11 protein-coding genes are annotated in these 16193 nt (G+C 74.1%); 7 read left to right on the top strand and 4 right to left on the bottom strand.

The window, feature by feature from the left end; genetic code table 11:
- Window positions 1-142 precede the first annotated feature (142 nt).
- The 3 genes from ABRQ22_RS05190 (at window position 143) to ABRQ22_RS05180 (ending at window position 3001) form a co-directional block, all read left to right on the top strand.
- Complete coding sequence (locus tag ABRQ22_RS05190) at window positions 143-1324, top strand: ROK family protein (RefSeq protein WP_253053541.1); 1182 nt, start codon at window positions 143-145, stop codon at window positions 1322-1324.
- A gap of 70 nt (window positions 1325-1394) precedes the next feature.
- Window positions 1395-2060: a ThuA domain-containing protein gene (locus ABRQ22_RS05185; RefSeq protein WP_253053539.1), complete on the top strand. Its 666-nt coding sequence runs from the start codon at window positions 1395-1397 to the stop codon at window positions 2058-2060.
- A gap of 35 nt (window positions 2061-2095) precedes the next feature.
- A complete protein-coding gene (locus ABRQ22_RS05180) occupies window positions 2096-3001 on the top strand; it encodes a dihydrodipicolinate synthase family protein (RefSeq protein ID WP_353708805.1) in 906 nt (301 codons plus the stop codon).
- Window positions 3002-3035: 34 nt separating this feature from the next.
- Here ABRQ22_RS05180 and ligA read toward each other — a convergent pair whose 3' ends face one another.
- On the bottom strand, window positions 3036-5456 hold the full coding sequence (gene ligA / locus ABRQ22_RS05175; protein WP_353709502.1) for an NAD-dependent DNA ligase LigA: 2421 nt from the start codon (window positions 5454-5456) through the stop codon (window positions 3036-3038).
- 149 nt (window positions 5457-5605) lie between these two features.
- Here ligA and ABRQ22_RS05170 point away from each other — a divergent pair, with 149 nt between their 5' ends.
- Window positions 5606-5800: a hypothetical protein gene (locus tag ABRQ22_RS05170; protein ID WP_353708804.1), complete on the top strand. Its 195-nt coding sequence runs from the start codon at window positions 5606-5608 to the stop codon at window positions 5798-5800.
- A gap of 17 nt (window positions 5801-5817) precedes the next feature.
- On the opposite strand, the gene ABRQ22_RS05165 is transcribed toward ABRQ22_RS05170, so the two are convergent.
- Entirely contained in the window at window positions 5818-6393 is a 576-nt protein-coding gene (locus ABRQ22_RS05165) for a M15 family metallopeptidase (protein ID WP_353708803.1), read from the bottom strand.
- A 196-nt stretch (window positions 6394-6589) separates the two neighbouring features.
- Between ABRQ22_RS05165 and ABRQ22_RS05160 the strand changes: the two genes are divergently transcribed.
- Window positions 6590-7813, top strand: a complete 1224-nt coding sequence (locus ABRQ22_RS05160; RefSeq protein WP_353708802.1) for a histidine kinase — start codon at window positions 6590-6592, stop codon at window positions 7811-7813.
- Window positions 7810-8589 carry a response regulator transcription factor gene (locus ABRQ22_RS05155; protein WP_353708801.1) on the top strand — a complete coding sequence of 260 codons (780 nt, stop codon included), beginning with the start codon at window positions 7810-7812 and terminating at the stop codon, window positions 8587-8589. Before ABRQ22_RS05160 ends, ABRQ22_RS05155 begins: the two co-directional genes overlap by 4 nt.
- Here ABRQ22_RS05155 and ABRQ22_RS05150 read toward each other — a convergent pair.
- Together ABRQ22_RS05150 and adhE are read right to left on the bottom strand one after the other, a co-directional pair.
- A complete protein-coding gene (locus ABRQ22_RS05150; RefSeq protein ID WP_353708800.1) occupies window positions 8568-10796 on the bottom strand; it encodes a hypothetical protein in 2229 nt (742 codons plus the stop codon). The two genes, ABRQ22_RS05155 and ABRQ22_RS05150, sit on opposite strands and share 22 nt — an antisense overlap.
- A 221-nt stretch (window positions 10797-11017) precedes the next feature.
- Window positions 11018-13762 (bottom strand): bifunctional acetaldehyde-CoA/alcohol dehydrogenase, encoded by a 2745-nt coding sequence (gene adhE / locus ABRQ22_RS05145; RefSeq protein WP_253053529.1) that lies wholly within the window; start codon window positions 13760-13762, stop codon window positions 11018-11020.
- A 209-nt stretch (window positions 13763-13971) separates the two neighbouring features.
- On the opposite strand from adhE, the gene ABRQ22_RS05140 reads away from it, so the two are divergent.
- Window positions 13972-16191, top strand: coding sequence for a prolyl oligopeptidase family serine peptidase (locus tag ABRQ22_RS05140; RefSeq protein WP_353708799.1), 2220 nt, complete (start codon window positions 13972-13974; stop codon window positions 16189-16191).
- The last annotated feature ends 2 nt before the right edge of the window (window positions 16192-16193 follow it).

Raw genomic sequence — 16193 nt, 5'->3', positions numbered from 1 at the left:
CGGGTCTCCACAACTTCCGACGACGTCCGTGTCGCCTTGGGAGGGGACAGTAGGGTACCTTTTGGCGATCGTCAAGCAAAAGCCGATGACTCGTCCGGCACGTACGGACGACCGACGAGAGGCTCCGTGATTCACTGTGCCCATGGAGGAACTGCTGAAGTTCGCGCCGCGCCCGACCGGCGCCGGCGACATGTTCCAGCTGCTCCGGGACGGTCAGCCGCGCACGCGCGCGGACCTCGCAGCGATCACGGGGCAGGCGCGATCCACCATCGCCGCCCGGATCGACCTCCTCATGTCGGCGGGCCTCATCGCCCCCGCGGGAGAGGCGAGCTCGACCGGCGGGCGACCGCCCGTGACCTTCGCCTTCAGCCCTGAGGCGCGCATCGTGCTCGCCGTCGACCTCGGTGCGACGCACGCCCGCCTCGCCGTGACGGACCTCGCGTCCAACGTGCTCGCCGAGACCGACGCCGCGCTCGCGATCGCGGACGGCCCCGACGTGGTGCTGTCGTGGGTCGCGGACACGGGCGAGAAGCTCGTCGCGACGACCGGGCGGAGCCTCGACGACCTCGTGAGCGTCGGCGTCGGCCTGCCCGGGCCCGTCGAGCACTCGTCCGGTCGGCCCATCAACCCGCCGATCATGCCCGCGTGGGACGACGTCGACGTCGCCGGCATCCTGCAGAAGCGGTTCAACGCGTCGGTCCTCGTGGACAACGACGTGAACATCATGGCGCTCGGCGAGCACCGCACCGCCTGGCCCGCCGTGACCGACATGCTGTTCGTCAAGGTCGCCACCGGCATCGGGTCCGGCATCATCGCCGACGGCGAGCTGCGGCGCGGCGCGCAGGGCGCCGCCGGGGACATCGGCCACGTCGCCGTCCCGAGCGCGGCCGACGTCCCGTGCCGCTGCGGGAACGTCGGGTGCCTCGAGGCCGTCGCGAGCGGACAGGCGGTCGCCGCCGCGCTCGCCGCCGCGGGCCTCGACGCGACGAACAGCGCCGACGTCGTCACCCTCGTCCGTGGCGGGGACCTCACCGCGAGCCAGGCCGTCCGCCAGGCGGGACGCGACATCGGCTCGGTGCTCGCGGCGTGCGTGAGCCTCCTCAACCCGTCGCTCATCGTCATCGGCGGCATCGTCGCCGAGGCCGGCGAGCACCTGATCGCGGGCATCCGCGAGATCGTGTACCAGCGGTCGCTCCCCCTCGCGACGCAGCACCTGCGTATCGTCACGTCGCAGGCGCGTGGCCAGGCCGGCGTGCTCGGTGCGAGCGCCATGGCCGTGGATCACGTACTCTCGCCCGCAGCGATCGACGCGCTCATCGCCTGAGCGCGGTCGCCGGGGGCCGCTGCCCGCGACATGCGGGCGCGACGAGTGTGACGAGGCACGAGGAGGAGTCATGACCGAGCGGGACCGTCGAGCGCTCGTGGTCCGGGGCGGTTGGCCCGGGCACGCACCCGAGGAGGCGGCGGAGCTGTTCGTCCCGTTCCTGGAGGCGTCCGGGTACGACGTGACGCTCGAGGGATCGTTGGAGTCGTACGCCGACGAGGAGTTCATGGCGAGCCTGGACCTCGTCGTGCAGTGCTGGACGATGGGCGAGATCCTGCCCGACGAGATGCGTGGGCTGCGCACCGCGATCGCGAACGGTACCGGGTTCGCCGGCTGGCACGGCGGGATCGTGGACTCGTTCCGCCTCGCGACCGACTACCTGCAGATGGTGGGCGGGCAGTTCGCCGCGCACGCGCACGACCTCATCGACCACACGATCGACATCGCGCCGGAGCACGCGGACCACCCGATCGTCGCGGGCATCGACTCGATCTCGCTGCACTCCGAGCAGTACTGGGTGCTCGCCGACTCGTACAACGAGGTCCTCGCGACGACGACCATCGTCCCGCGCGACGGCGACCCGTGGCACGAGCCGGTCGTCTCCCCCGCCGTGTGGACGCGCCGCTGGGGTGCCGGCCGCATCTTCGTGTGCGCAGCCGGCCACCAGCTCGCCGACCTCGAGGTCCCGCCCGTCCGCACCATCGTGGAGCGCGGCATCCTCTGGGCGAGCCGCTGACGCTCGACGCGCGCCCCGGTCCCTCCACCCAGCACGTGACCTCGTTCTGCGGGCTCCTCGCCTACCCGATCACCCCGCTCACCCCCTCGGACGCGCCCGACCCGCACGCGCTCGCCGCCCTCGTGGACGGTGCGGCGCGGGCAGGGGTCGACGGCGTCGTCGTCCTCGCGTCGTCGGGCGCGGGCGTGACGTTCACGCCCGACGAGCGCGACGCCGTCGTGCGCGCCGCCGTCGCGGCGGGCTCGGCGCCCGGCGCGCCGCGCGTCCCCGTGCACGTCGCCGTGAGCGGCGCGTCCACGCGCGAGGTCCTGGCGCGTGCCCGCGCGGCGCGTGACTGCGGGGCGGACGGGCTCGTGCTCGCGCCGTTCTCCTACCTGCCGCTCGACGAGCACGAGGTCGTGGCGGTGTTCGAGGCCGTGGCGGGGACCGTCGACCTGCCGGTCTGCTACTACAACCGGAGCGTCCAGACGGCGTACGACCTCACGCCCGAGGCGCTCGGCCACCTCGCGCGCACCACGACCGTCGCGGCCGTCAAGGACCCGGCGTCCACGCCGGCGCGGCCGACCGGCCGGGTCGCGGCGCTGCGCGCGGCGACGGCGGGGCTCGGCCTGAGCGTCGGGCTCAGCGGCGACCCCGCGATCGTCGGCGGCGCTGAGGCGGCCGACGCCTGGCACACCGGTCTCGCTGCGCTCGTGCCCGCCGAGTACGTCGCGCTGCGGCGCGCCCGGGCCGGGGGCACCGCGCCCGACGCCCAGGTCGTGGACTGGCTGCGCGACCTCACGGACGTCCTGGCCTCGCTGCGCCCGGTGAGCGGGTTCCACGCGCTCGCGACCCTGCTCGGCGTGCCGACCGCTCCCCCGCGCGGCCCGTCGCTGCCCGTCCCGCCCGACGGCGTCGCGCGGCTGCGGGAGGTCGTGGCCCGACGCCCGTCGACGCCCTGATCCACCCTCGCGACGTCGTGGCGCGTCGGACTCCTCAGCCGTCCGCGCCGGAACCTGCCTCGTCGCCCGCGCCGGACGCGTCGCCTCCGACGCGGTCGGCGACGGCGTCCGGCCCGCCGGCGAGCAGCGCGACGAAGCCCTCCTCGTCGAGGATCGGCAGGCCGAGGTCGCGGGCCTTGGTCTCCTTCGAGCCCGCGTTCGCACCGACGACGACGTAGTCGGTCTTCTTCGAGACCGACCCCGACGACTTGCCGCCCGCCGCGATCACCGCCTCCTTGGCGCCGTCGCGGCTGAAGCCCTCGAGCGACCCCGTGACGACGACGGTGAGTCCCGCGAGCGGTCCGGTGGGTGCCTGCCGGGCGCCCGGACCGGGATGCCCCGGGATGGAGAACCGCACCCCGTCCCGCTTCCACTGGTCGACGATCTCCTGGTGCCAACCGACCTCGAGCCAGGCGATCACCTCGTCGGCGATGACGGGCCCGACGCCCTCGACCGCCGCGAGCGCCTCGCGGCCCCCGTCGCGGATCGCCTCCTCGATGGCGTCCAGGGACCCGAACCAGTCCGCGAGCGCGCGCGCCGCGACGGGGCCGACGTGCCGGATGTTGAGGCTCACGAGGATGCGCCACAGGTCCTTGGTCCTCGCGAGCCGCAGCTCGTCGACGAGGGTCTGCGCCGTGCTCGACGGCCCGTACACCGGGTAGTCCTTGCGGACGCCCGCAGCCCGGCGCTCGGCCGGCGTCGCGTCCTCGAACCCCGGCGGGTAGGTGCGCGCGGCGACCTTCTGGAAGGGTCGGACGACCTTGGCGAGCAGCACCGAGCCGTCGGACATCGGGACCTCTCCCGACTCCCCCACGCCCTCGTACGGCCGGGGCAGGCCGGTCTCCGGGTCGCGCACGACGACCTTGATCGGCGCGAGCTGCTCGACCGTGAGGCCGAAGAGGTTCTTCTCGGTGCGCAGCGGGGGCTCGGCCGGCTCGTAGGGCTGGGTGAGCGCGGCGGCGGTGACCTCGCCGAGCGCCTCGACGTCGAGGCCGCCGCGCGAGCCGATGTGCTCGACGCGGCCTCGCACCTGGGCCGGGCACGACTCGGCGTTGGGGCAGCGCAGGTCGACGTCGCCCTCCTTCATGGGGCGCAGCGGCGTGCCGCACTCCGGGCAGTCGGCGGGCATGAAGAAGTCCTCGCGCGGGTAGCCGTCGTCCGCGAGCGCCGCGACGGGACCGAGGATCTCCGGGATGACGTCGCCGGCCTTGCGCAGCACGACCATGTCGCCGATGCGCACGCCCTTGGCCCGGACGACGTCCTGGTTGTGGAGGGTCGCCTGGCGCACGGTGCTGCCGGCGACCTTCACCGGCTCCATGACCGCGTAGGGGGTCGCGCGGCCCGTGCGGCCCACGCCGACCTGGATCGCGAGCAGACGCGTGTTGACCTCCTCGGGCGGGTACTTGTAGGCGATGGCCCACCGGGGCGCGCGGCTCGTGGCGCCGAGCCGGCGCTGGAGGGCGAGCTCGTCGACCTTGACGACGATCCCGTCGAGCTCGTGCTCGATGTCGTGGCGGTGCTCCCCGAAGTACGCGATGCGCTCCATCACCTCGTCGAGCCCGTGCACCACCCGGTTGTGCGGCGAGACGGGCACGCCCCACTGCGCGAACAGCGCGTACGCGTCGGACTGGCGCGCGAGCTCGGCGTGCTCGCCCGCCTCCCACTGCAGGGCGCCCACCCCGTGCGCGTACATCCGCAGGTTGCGGCTCGCCGTGACGGCGGGGTCCTTCTGCCGCAGCGACCCGGCCGCGGTGTTGCGCGGGTTGGCGTACGGGTCCTGCCCGGCGGCGACGAGCTTCTCGTTGAGCGCGGCGAAGTCCGCGACGCCCATGAAGACCTCGCCGCGGATCTCGATGACGTCGGGGTGGGTCGCCGGGTCGCCGCCGAGGCGCTGCGGGATGCTCTCGATCGTCCGCACGTTGGCGGACACGTCCTCGCCCGTGCGCCCGTCCCCGCGCGTGGCCGCCCGGACGAGCCGGCCCTTCTCGTAGAGCAGCGCGATGGCGAGGCCGTCGATCTTCACCTCGCACAGGTAGTCGACCGCCGCGTCCTCCGCGACGCCGAGGTCGCGGTGCACGCGCGCCGCCCACGCGGCGAGGTCCTCCTCGCTGAACGCGTTGTCGAGCGACAGCATCGGCTCGAGGTGCTGGACCGTCGCGAAGCCCGCCGCGGCGCGGCCCCCGACGCGCTGGGTGGGCGACTCGGGCGACTGGAGGGCGGGGTGCGCGGCCTCGAGCGCCTGGAGCTCGTGCATCCGGGCGTCGTACTCGGCGTCCGAGGAGACGGGCTGGTCCTCCTCGTAGTACGCGCGCTGGTCGGCCTCGACCTGCGCGACGAGCTCGGCCCAGCGTCGCTGCGCGGCGGCCTCGTCGAGCTCGGCGGCGGACGTGGCCGCGGGGACCTCCTCGTCCGTCACGGTCGGGGTGGTCGGGGCGGACGTCGCGGGGGTGCTCTCGCTCACCCGCACATCATCGCGCGGACCGCCGACATCCGCCGCCCTCGGCGGCGGTGCGGGTCCGCTTCCGCGAGGTCGTCGCGCGCTCAGCGTCGGTGCGAGGGGACGAGGTGGGCGGCGAGGCGGTCGACGGCGCGGGCGCACGGGACACGGTCATGAGGGCGCCGAACCTCGAGGCGTTCGTCCCGCACGTCGAGGTCGTGGAGCTGGACTGCGGCCACCGGATCCAGCAGGAGCTCCCGGAGGAGACCACCCGCCTGATCCTGGCGGGGCTCCAGCGGCAGGAGGCCGCGCTCGGGTCGTGACCCCGGGCGGCGGGCGGTCACCCCCAACCGTGGGACGCGTCGTCGTGCATCGGCGGGCACGTGCCGCCGGGCTCGGTCGCGGCCTCGAAGTGCCACAGCTCGTTCGCGTACGTGCGGCACAGCCCGAACTCGGCCCCGTGCTGCTCGAGCCACAGCGCGCCGTCCGTCGGCCCGACGTCGATCGCGAGCCCCGCGACGTGCTCGGACGACTCGGGCGGCAGCACCCAGCGGTGCGCCTCCTCGGCCGAGCCGTAGCGCTCCAGCGCCGCGTCCACGAGCTCCTGCTGCTCGGCCGCCGTGCGCCACCCGGACGTCAGGGTGAGCTCGACGCCGTCGGCGTCCGCGGCGGCGCGTGCCGCGTCGAAGCGGCGCTCCAGCTCCGGGTCGAGCCGGGTCGCGGCCTGCGGGCGCAGCGACGGCGAGGGGTCGGCCACGGCGGCGCCACCGCCGTCGCGCGTCACGGTGAGGTACGTGAGGGCCCCCGCCGCACCGAGCGCCCCGACGGCGAGGACGCCGGCCACGGTGCGGGCGACGCGACGGGGACCGGGACGGCCGGGGACGTGGCGGGCGGGGCGAAGCGGTGTCGTGGTCATGCCTCGAGGCTCGCCCGCGGCGGTCCCTCGCCACATCGACCCGTCGGCGGCACCTCGACCCCCGCCGTCCGGCGCACCCGCGCGTCCCGGGTCCGCCCCCGGCCCGACGCGGCTCCGCCCTGGGGCTGAGCCCAGGTCTCCCGACCTCGGCCCCCGGGCGGTGCCGTCCGTACGGGCACCCGGCTACCGTGGACGGGTGCACCGGCTCACCCGTCTGCCCGTGTGGGCGCAGGACCTCGGGACCGCGCTCGCCGCGGGCCTCGTGTGGTTCGGTGTCATCACCGTGATGGAGAACGGGGACTACTGGTACCCCCGCCACCCCGAGTCGTACCGCGTGGCGGGGCTGTGGATCGTCCTGACCCTCGCCCTGCGCCGGGTCGTGCCGGGGCCGCTCTTCTGGGCGACGGCGATGCTCTATCCCCTCGCCCTGCCGTGGCCGATGCAGACGCCGTTCGAGCTCCTCCCGCTCCTCGTCGCGGGGTTCGCCGCGACCCGCTCGGGCGCCGTCCCGTGGGCGCTCGCCGGCCTCGCGGGCGGGCTCTCCGCCTACGCGACGCAGCTCTGGGATCGCCCCCACCTGACGTTCCCCCCGGTGCCCTTCTCCCCACGATGGATCGGGCTCGCCCAGTCGCCGTCGGACGTGCTGCTCGCCCTCGCGCTCGTCCTGGGCGCGGTCGCGGCCGGCTACTTCTTCCGTCGCCTCGCGCTGACGTCCGAGCGGCTGCGCGAGCGCAACGCCGAGCTCCAGGCCCTCCAGGCGGAGCTCGCCGAGCGCGCCGTGCTCGCCGAGCGGACGCGCATCGCGCGCGAGCTGCACGACGTCGTCGCGCACCACATGTCCGCGATCGTGGTCCGGGCGCAGGCCGCCGACCGCGTCGCGGCCAACAGACCCGAGGCCCCGGCCGAGGCGGTGCGCTGGATCAGCGACGAGGGCAAGCAGGCGCTGACCGCGATGCGCTCGGTCGTGCAGGTGCTGCGCCGCGGGACCGAGACCGACGGCGGGACGGCGGCCCTCGCACCGACGCCGGACGGCGCCCGCGCGCCCGACGAACTGCGCGCGGCCGCCAGGCGGCTGCGCGACGCGGGCCGCGACGTCGACCTCACGCTCCCCCGTCCGTGGCCGACGACGAGCGCCGAGTCCGGGCTCGCCGTCGTCCGCATCGTCCAGGAGGCCCTGACCAACGTGCTGCTCCACTCGCTCGCCCCCGAGGTCGCCGTGGCCGTGGCCGACGACGGCGCCGACCTGCGCCTGCGCGTCCACGACCCGGGTCCGCCCCTCCCGAGCACCGCGGGACGCCAGGGGCACGGCCTGACCTCCATGCGCGAGCGCGCGCTCGCGGCCGGGGGCGCACTGGCCGCCGGCCCGGACGGGCGCGGCGGATGGACCGTCGAGGCACGCATCCCCCGGGAGCCGGCGTGACCGCCCCGGTGCCGGGCGTCGACGGGAGCGGGGCCGCCACGCTCCCGCCGGTCCGCGTCGTCGTCGTCGACGACCAGTCCACGATCCGCCTGGGCCTGCGCATGATCCTCGACAACGAGCCCGACGTGACCGTCGTCGGCGAGGCCGGGGACGGCGAGACCGCGGTGACGATGGCACGCGCGCTGCGACCCGACGTCGTGCTCATGGACGTGCGCATGCCGCGGCTCGACGGCATCGAGGCGACCGCGCGAATCGTCGCCGACCCCGACCTCGCCGACGTGCGCACGCTCGTCCTGACGACCTTCGACGACGACGAGTACGTGTACGGCGCGCTGCGCGCCGGGGCGTCCGGGTTCCTCCTGAAGGACGCGGACCCGCAGACGCTCGTCGACGCCGTGCACCGCGTCCGCGCGGGCGACTCGCTGCTCGACCCGGCCGTCACCGGACGCATCATCTCGACGTACGTCGAGCTCGCGCGGCTCGCGCCGCTCGGGCACGACGCCGACGGGAACGCCGCCGACGGGAGCGGCGAGCCCGGGACCGGGCTGGGCGCGGCCACCCCGCGCGAGCGCGAGGTGCTGCTCGCCGTCGCGCGCGGGCTGTCGAACCGCGAGATCGGCGCCGAGCTGCACCTCACCGAGGCGACGGTGAAGAGCCACGTGCGCTCGCTGCTCACGAAGGTCGGCCTGACCAACCGCGTGCAGCTCGTCATCCTCGCCTACGAGGCAGGCATCGTCCGTCCGGGACGCGACGGTCATCCCGCGTCGACGAGCTGAGCGACGTCGCCCACGCGCCAGGCCCGGACGCCGCCCTCTCCGGCGAGCGTCACGACGGCGTCCGACCCGTCCGGGTGGACCGTTCCCTCACCTCCCGGCTCGGGCGTCGGCAGCACGAGCTGCTGCCACTCCTCCGCGTCGGCAGACATCCACAGGACCGACCGTTCCACGCCCGACGCGACGACCGTGCCGACCGCGGCGTACCCCTCGGCGACTCGGACGACGCGACCGAACGTCTCGCCTCGACCCGTCGCGCCGACGAGCTCGAAGGTCGTGCCGTCCGTGGTCCCGCGCAGCTCGGAGCGCCCGTCGACCTGCACCTGGAGCAGGGGGCGAGCGTCGCCGTCACCCTCGACACACCCCTCGACCTCGAACGCCTCCTCCGCGTCGATCACCGCGCGCTCCCAGCCGGTGCTCTCGCCGACCCAGGACGCGTCGACCTCCCGGTCGCCGTCGACGACCGTGCCCAGCACCCACGGACGACCGTCGGCGAGAAGGCACACGTGCCGCGCGGAGGACCGACCGTCACCGCCCTCGAACCCCTCGTCGAGGGTCCAGACGAGGCCGTCCTCGGACCGCCAGGCCGCGGCGTGCCGCACGCTCGCGCCCTCCGGGCTGTCGGCTCGCACCCCGACCGCGACCCACCCCCCGTCGACCGCGCGGACGCCGTGGATCTCCGCGTGCCCGGAGGACGGCCAGCCGGAACCCTCCGTCCACCCACCGCCCGCGGGACGGAACCACGACCGCACCGTGACGGCGTTCTCGCCCTCCTCCCAGCCGAACGTGACCGTCACCTCGCTCCCGTCCGTGGCCACAGACCGGACCAGGGCGAGGTCCTCCCCGGTCCAGGGGACGTCCGCCGACGTCTCGACCAGGGCACGACCATCGACGGTGTACACCGCTGACGAGACCCACCTCCGCCAGCCGTCGCCCGCGGTCGAGACCTCCGCGCGACGCGCCACGAGCGCCCCGTCGCCCGCGTCGACCTCCGTCGGCCGGAACCAGCGCCGAGGCATCGCGAGGGTCGCGAGCCGACGCCACCGCCCGTCGCGGAGCTCGGTCACGTACGCGCCGCCGTCCCCGGCGAGGACGGCCCGCACCGCACGCTCGTCCGGGTCCCAGGCGGACGGACCGCCGAAGCCGATCCCTCCGTTGTCGTCGGACATGCCCTGGGACGCGATGTGTCCCGGCTCCACCTCGACCACCAGACTGCTCGCGCTGAGCTCGTCGCCCCAGTAGACGGCCGCGAGATCGTCGCCGCCCACGGCAGGCGCCGACAGCCCGGTCGACTGGTCGTCCGTGCCTGCGTCGTCGCGGCGGAAGTCCAGGTACTCCCAGGCGTCACCGTCGCCCGGTTCCCAGAACCACGCCGCCGCGTCCGTCACGGGACCGCCGAGCCCTGCCTCCCGGACCGAGCCCGTCAGGACGAACCCCGTCGCGGTCGTCGCCGCACCCGCGACGCGCGGCGCGTCACCGGGCAGGTCGGACGTCGTCCAGGTGGTCCCCGAGTCCGCGGAGCGATAGGTGACGACCACGTCGTCCCCCACCTCGTCGTCCCAGGAGACCACGGCGACCCACGTCTCTCCGCGTCCTGCCACTCCCTCGACCGTCGGCTCTCCCGCACCGTCCGGCAGGACCAGCGGAACAGGGTCGCCGGACGTCGGGACGAGCACTCCTCGGACGGCCCGCGCGTCCGCGTCGACGCCGAGGGCGACGACCGTCCCGCCCGTCTCGGCGACGTGCGTCAACGGGACGTCCACGATCTCCGGAGGAAGCCGGACCGGTTCCCACGCCACGCGGTCCGCCGAGGTCAGCAGGAAGCCGGCCGTCCGCCCGTCCTCCCCCGTGCTCCCCGCGAGGACGGTGCGCGCCGCACCGCCCGCGGCCGCGAGGTCGCGCACCACGCCCGGAAGGTCCAGGACCGCCGGCTCCCCCGCGACCGCGCCGCTCTCACCGAGGGTCCAGACCACGCCCTCCGGCACACCACCCGGCGTCGTCCGCACACCGCTCACGATCCACGGCAGCCCGGACGCGGCGGGCACGATCCCGACCTGGTCGACGACGGCCTCCTGCGGGGCGAGCTCGGGTGGCACGTCGATCTCGGCGAACACCGCGGGGTCGCGCCGCTCCGGCTCCGCGTCCGGCGTGCACGCCGCGAGCGTCACCCCGAGCGCTCCCGCCAGCACCGCGGCGAAGACCCTCGCCACGCGTCGTCCACGTCCGTGCACCATGCGGCCCCCTGCCGTCGCCATGACCCGCGTCGTCGCGCGTCGCGGGACCGACGTCCCGCGAGCGGAGAACCTACCGAGGTTTCGACGCCCCTCGAGGGTTTTCCACAGGCCAACGCACGACGGAGCCCGACGGCGGAAGGGGACTCGCGCCGTCGGGCTCCGGGTTCTCGTGGGGTCGGTCCCTGTCGCGGGTCGCGTCAGCCGGCCGCCACGGTCTCGGCAGGCGGGGTCGCCGCCTGCCCGTCCTCGGTGCTCGCGCCCTCGTGGGCCGCGAGACGCTCTGCCCGCACGACCTCGCGGCTGCTGCCGCGGTAGGCCGCGACGAGGATGTCGCGCATGTCCTCCAGGACCGGCATCCGCGGGTTCGCCGGGGCGCACTGGTCCTCGAACGACCGGAGGGCGAGGTCGTCGAGGCGGCTGAGGAACGCCGCCTCGTCGACGCCCTGCGCCGCGAACGTCGGCTCGATGCCGACCTTGGCGCGCAGCTCCTCGACCGCCTTCGCGTACGACTCGACGCCCTCCTCCGGGGTGGAGGCCGGCAGCCCGAGGTGCTTCGCGATCTCCTGGAACCGCTCCGGGGCCACGTAGCGCTCGTACTTGGGCCAGCTCGTGAGCTTGGTGGGCACCTGGCCGTTGTAGCGGATCACGTGCGGCAGGAGCACCGCGTTGGTGCGCCCGTGCACGAGGTGGAAAGTCGAGCCCACGGTGTGCGCCATGGCGTGCACGATGCCGAGCATCGCCGAGCCGAACGCCATGCCCGCGATGGTCGCCGCGTTGTGCATCTTCTCGCGCGCCTTCGGGGCCGCCGCACCCTGCGTGACCGAGTCCTCGATGTGCTCGAAGACCATCTTGATCGCCTGGAGGCACAGCCCGTCGGTGAAGTCGTTCGCGTAGACGGAGACGAACGCCTCGGTCGCGTGCGTGAGGGCGTCGAAGCCCGAGTCGGCCGCGAGCTTGGCGGGCATGGTGTCCGTGAGCACGGGGTCGACGATCGCGACGGTCGGGGTGAGCGCGTAGTCCGCGAGCGGGTACTTGAAGCCCGTCTCGGGGTCGGTGATGACCGCGAACGGCGTCACCTCCGCGCCGGTGCCCGACGACGTCGGGATGCACACGAGCTTCGCCTTGCCCCCGAGCTCGGGGAACTTGTACGCGCGCTTGCGCACGTCGAAGAACTTCTCCCGCATGTCGGAGAACTCGATCTCCGGGTGCTCGTAGCGCAGCCACATGACCTTGGCCGCGTCCATGGGCGAGCCGCCGCCGATCGCGATGATCGTGTCGGGCTCGAAGTCGCGCATCGACTCGGCGCCGCGGTTCACGGTGCCGACGCTCGGCTCCGGCTCGACCGCGTCGATGATCTGGATCGCGACCTTCTCCTCGCGGCGCGCGAGGACGTCGAGCACGCGGTCGACGACGCCGATGCGGCTCATGACCTTGTCGGTGACGATCGTGACGCGGTGCACGTCGCGCATCTGCGCGAGGTACTGGATCGAGTTCGGCTCGAAGTACGTCTTGGCGGGCACCTTGAACCACTGCATGTTGTTGTTGCGCCGCCCGATCCGCTTGACGTTGATGAGGTTGACCGCCGACACGTTGTTCGACACCGAGTTCGCGCCGTAGCTGCCGCAGCCGAGCGTGAGCGACGGGAGCAGCGCGTTGTAGATGTCGCCGATGCCGCCGAGCGACGTCGGGCTGTTCCACAGCACGCGCACGGCCTTGACCCGCGCGCCGTAGCGCTCGACGAGCTCCTGGTCCGCCGTGTGGATCGCCGCCGAGTGGCCCAGGCCGTCGAGCTCGACCATGCGCTCCGCGAGGCGGACGCCGTGCTCGGTGTCGCGCGCACGCAGCACCGCGAGGACCGGGGTGAGCTTCTCGCGGCTCAACGGCTCCTGCGGGCCCACGTCGTCGATCTCCGCGAGGATGATCGACGTGTCGTCGGGCACCTCGAAGCCGGCCTCGCGCGCGATCCACACGGGCGACTTGCCCACGACCTTCGGGTTGAGCTTCGCGCCGGCGCAGTTGGTGCCGCTCGCCTCGACGCCGAAGATGAGGCGCTCGAGCATCGCCTTCTCGGCGGGCGTCGTGCGGTAGGCGTGCAGCCGGGCCAGCTCGCGCATCGCGTCGTCGTAGACGACGTCGTCGAGGATGAGCGCCTGCTCCGACGCGCAGACCATGCCGTTGTCGAACGCCTTCGACATGACCACGTCGTTGATCGCGCGGCCGAGGTCGGCGCTCTTCTCGACGTAGGCGGGGACGTTGCCCGCGCCGACGCCGAGCGCCGGCTTGCCGGCCGAGTAGGCCGCGCGGACCATGCCGTTGCCGCCCGTCGCGAGGATGAGCGCGACGCCCGGGTGGTGCATGAGGGTGTTGGTCGCCTCGATCGAGGGGTGCTCGACCCACTGGATGCAGTCGTCGGGCGCGCCGGCGGCCACGGCGGCGTCCCGCACGATGCGGGCCGCCTCGACCGACGAGCGTTGCGCGCTCGGGTGGAAGGCGAACACGACGGGGTTGCGCGTCTTGAGCGCGATGAGCGACTTGAAGATGGTGGTCGACGTCGGGTTGGTCACCGGCGTCACGGCGCACACCACGCCGACCGGCTCGGCGATCTCGACGACGCCCGTCAGCTCGTCGCGGCCGATGATGCCGACCGTCTTGAGGTTCGCCATCGAGTTGGGCACGTGCTCGCACGCGAAGATGTTCTTGGTCGCCTTGTCCTCGAACACGCCGCGCCCGGTCTCGGCGACGGCCAGCTGCGCGAGGTGACCGTGCTGGTGCAGGCCCGCGACCGATGCCTTGAGGACGATCCGGTCGACGTCCTCCTGCGTGAGGCTCATGTACTGGTCGAGCGCCTTGCGGGCGCGCTCGACGAGGACGTCGATCTCGTGCGCGGTGCGCGTGTCCTCGGTGCGGGTCTCGACCTTCGTGCCGGCGCTCTTCGCGCTCATGCGTCCCCTCCGGTGCCCGGCCGGGCCGGGCGTCGGGCCGCGGGTGCTGCCGGGGCCGGATTGCCCCGGCTCCTTCAGCGGTCTCTCTACTTGTGAATGTTTTCACAAGCGCCTGGGCGCGGCAAGGCCCCGCGGCCGTTCGGGGCCCAAGGTCCCGGCACCCTCGTGACCTCCGCACCACCGCCCCCGCCGCCGTAGGGTGGGGGACCATGACCGCCGAGCAGACGACGAGCCCCTCGCTCTCGCCCGAGAGCCCCACCGAGACCCCGCTCCCCGACGACGGCGCGCCCCACGACCCGTACCTGTGGCTCGAGGACGTCGAGGGGGACGAGGCCCTGACCTGGGTCCGTGCACGCAACGCCGAGGTCGCCGACACGCTCGAGACCGCCGACGAGTTCGCCACGACCGAGCGCGCGATCCGCGAGGTGCTCGACTCGGACGCGAAGATCCCCGAGGTCTCGAAGATCGGCGACCGGTACTACAACTTCTGGCGCGACGCGCAGCACGAGCGCGGGCTCTGGCGCCGCACGACGCTCGAGTCCTACCGCACCGACGACCCGGAGTGGGAGACCGTGCTCGACCTCGACGCGCTCGCCGCGGCCGAGGGCGAGTCGTGGGTCTGGCACGGCGCGAGCGTCCTGCGCCCGACGCCGGAGCAGCTCGCCGCACGCGAGCCGTGGCGGCACGCGCTCGTCGAGCTCTCCCCCGGCGGCTCCGACGCCGACGTCACGCGCGAGTTCGACCTCGTCGAGAAGCGGTTCGTCGCGCCCGAGGACGGCGGCTTCCACCGCGCCGAGGCCAAGGGCTCGCTCGGCTGGATCGACGCCGACACCGTGTACGTCTTCACCGACTTCGGCGAGGGCACGCTCACGCCGTCGGGGTACCCGCGCGTGGTCAAGCGCTGGACGCGCGGCACCCCGCTCGACGAGGCCGTGACGGTCTACGAGGGCACCGACGAGGACATGTACATCTCCGCCTGGCGGTCGCACACGCCCGGGTTCGAGCGCGACTTCGTGCACCGCTCCAAGGCGTTCTACGCCGACGAGCTCTACCTCGCCGAGCACACCGGCACGCCCGAGCAGCGCCTGACGAAGATCGACGTGCCCGACTCCGCCGAGGTCGGCGTCCGGCGCGAGTGGATGCTCGTGGAGCTCCGCGACGACTGGGCCGTCGGAGGCGCGACGTACCGCGCGGGCTCGCTCCTCGTCGCGCGGTTCGACGACTTCCTCGCGGGCGACCGCGGCTTCACCGTGCTCTTCGAGCCCACGGCGACGACGTCGCTCGCCGGCGCCACGTGGACGCGCCACCACCTCGTCGTCAACGTGCTCGACGACGTGAAGAACCGCCTGCACGTGCTCACGCCGCCGGACGCCGCCGGCCCCGGGGGCGCCGTCGGGCAGGAGGCCGCGGACGCGCCGTGGGTGCGGTCGGAGATCCCCGGCCTGCCGGAGCTCGGCACGGTCGCCGTCGGAGCCGTCGACCCCGTCGACTCCGACGACCTGTGGCTCGTCACGACCGACTACCTCACGCCCACGACGCTCTCGCTCCTGTCGCTCGGCGAGCGGCCGGGCGACGCGGGTGCACCGGACGTCGTCAAGTCCAACCCCGCGTTCTTCGACGCCGACGGCATGACCGTCGCCCAGCACTTCGCCACGTCGGACGACGGCACGCGCGTGCCGTACTTCGTCGTCGGCCACGCGGACCTCGTCGCGGGCGCGGGCGACGGCGGCACGCGAGCCGCGCCGACGCTGCTGTACGGGTACGGCGGCTTCGAGATCTCGCTCACGCCCGCGTACTCGGGCGCGCTCGGCCGCGCCTGGCTCGCGCGGGGCGGCGTCTACGTCGTCGCGAACATCCGCGGCGGCGGCGAGTACGGGCCCGCCTGGCACCAGGCCGCGCTCAAGGCGAACCGCCACCGCGCCTACGAGGACTTCGCCGCCGTCGCGCGCGACCTCGTGGCCCGCGGGATCACGACGCACGAGCACCTCGGCATGGAGGGCCGCTCCAACGGCGGCCTGCTCGCGGGCAACATGCTCACGCAGTACCCCGAGCTCTTCGGCGCCGTGATCGTCGGCGTCCCGCTGCTCGACATGCGCCGGTACACGAAGCTGCTCGCCGGGGCGTCGTGGGCGGCGGAGTACGGCGACCCGGACGACCCCGAGCAGTGGGCGTTCATCCGCACCTTCTCGCCGTACCACCTGTTCGACGCCGAGCGCGACTACCCGCCCGTGCTCTTCACGACGTCGACCAAGGACGACCGCGTCCACCCCGGCCACGCGCGCAAGCTCGCCGCGAAGATGCTCGGCGAAGGCAAGGACGTCACCTACTACGAGAACATCGAGGGCGGCCACGGCGGCGCCGCGAACAACGCCCAGGCCGCCCACATGGCCGCCGTGCACTACCGCTTCCTCGCCGAGCGTCTCGGCTGACG

This window comes from Cellulosimicrobium sp. ES-005, from assembly GCF_040448685.1.
GTDB lineage: Bacteria > Actinomycetota > Actinomycetes > Actinomycetales > Cellulomonadaceae > Cellulosimicrobium > Cellulosimicrobium cellulans_G.
Note: the sequence above shows the minus strand (reverse complement) of the source record. Positions and strands in the feature narration are given on the sequence as shown.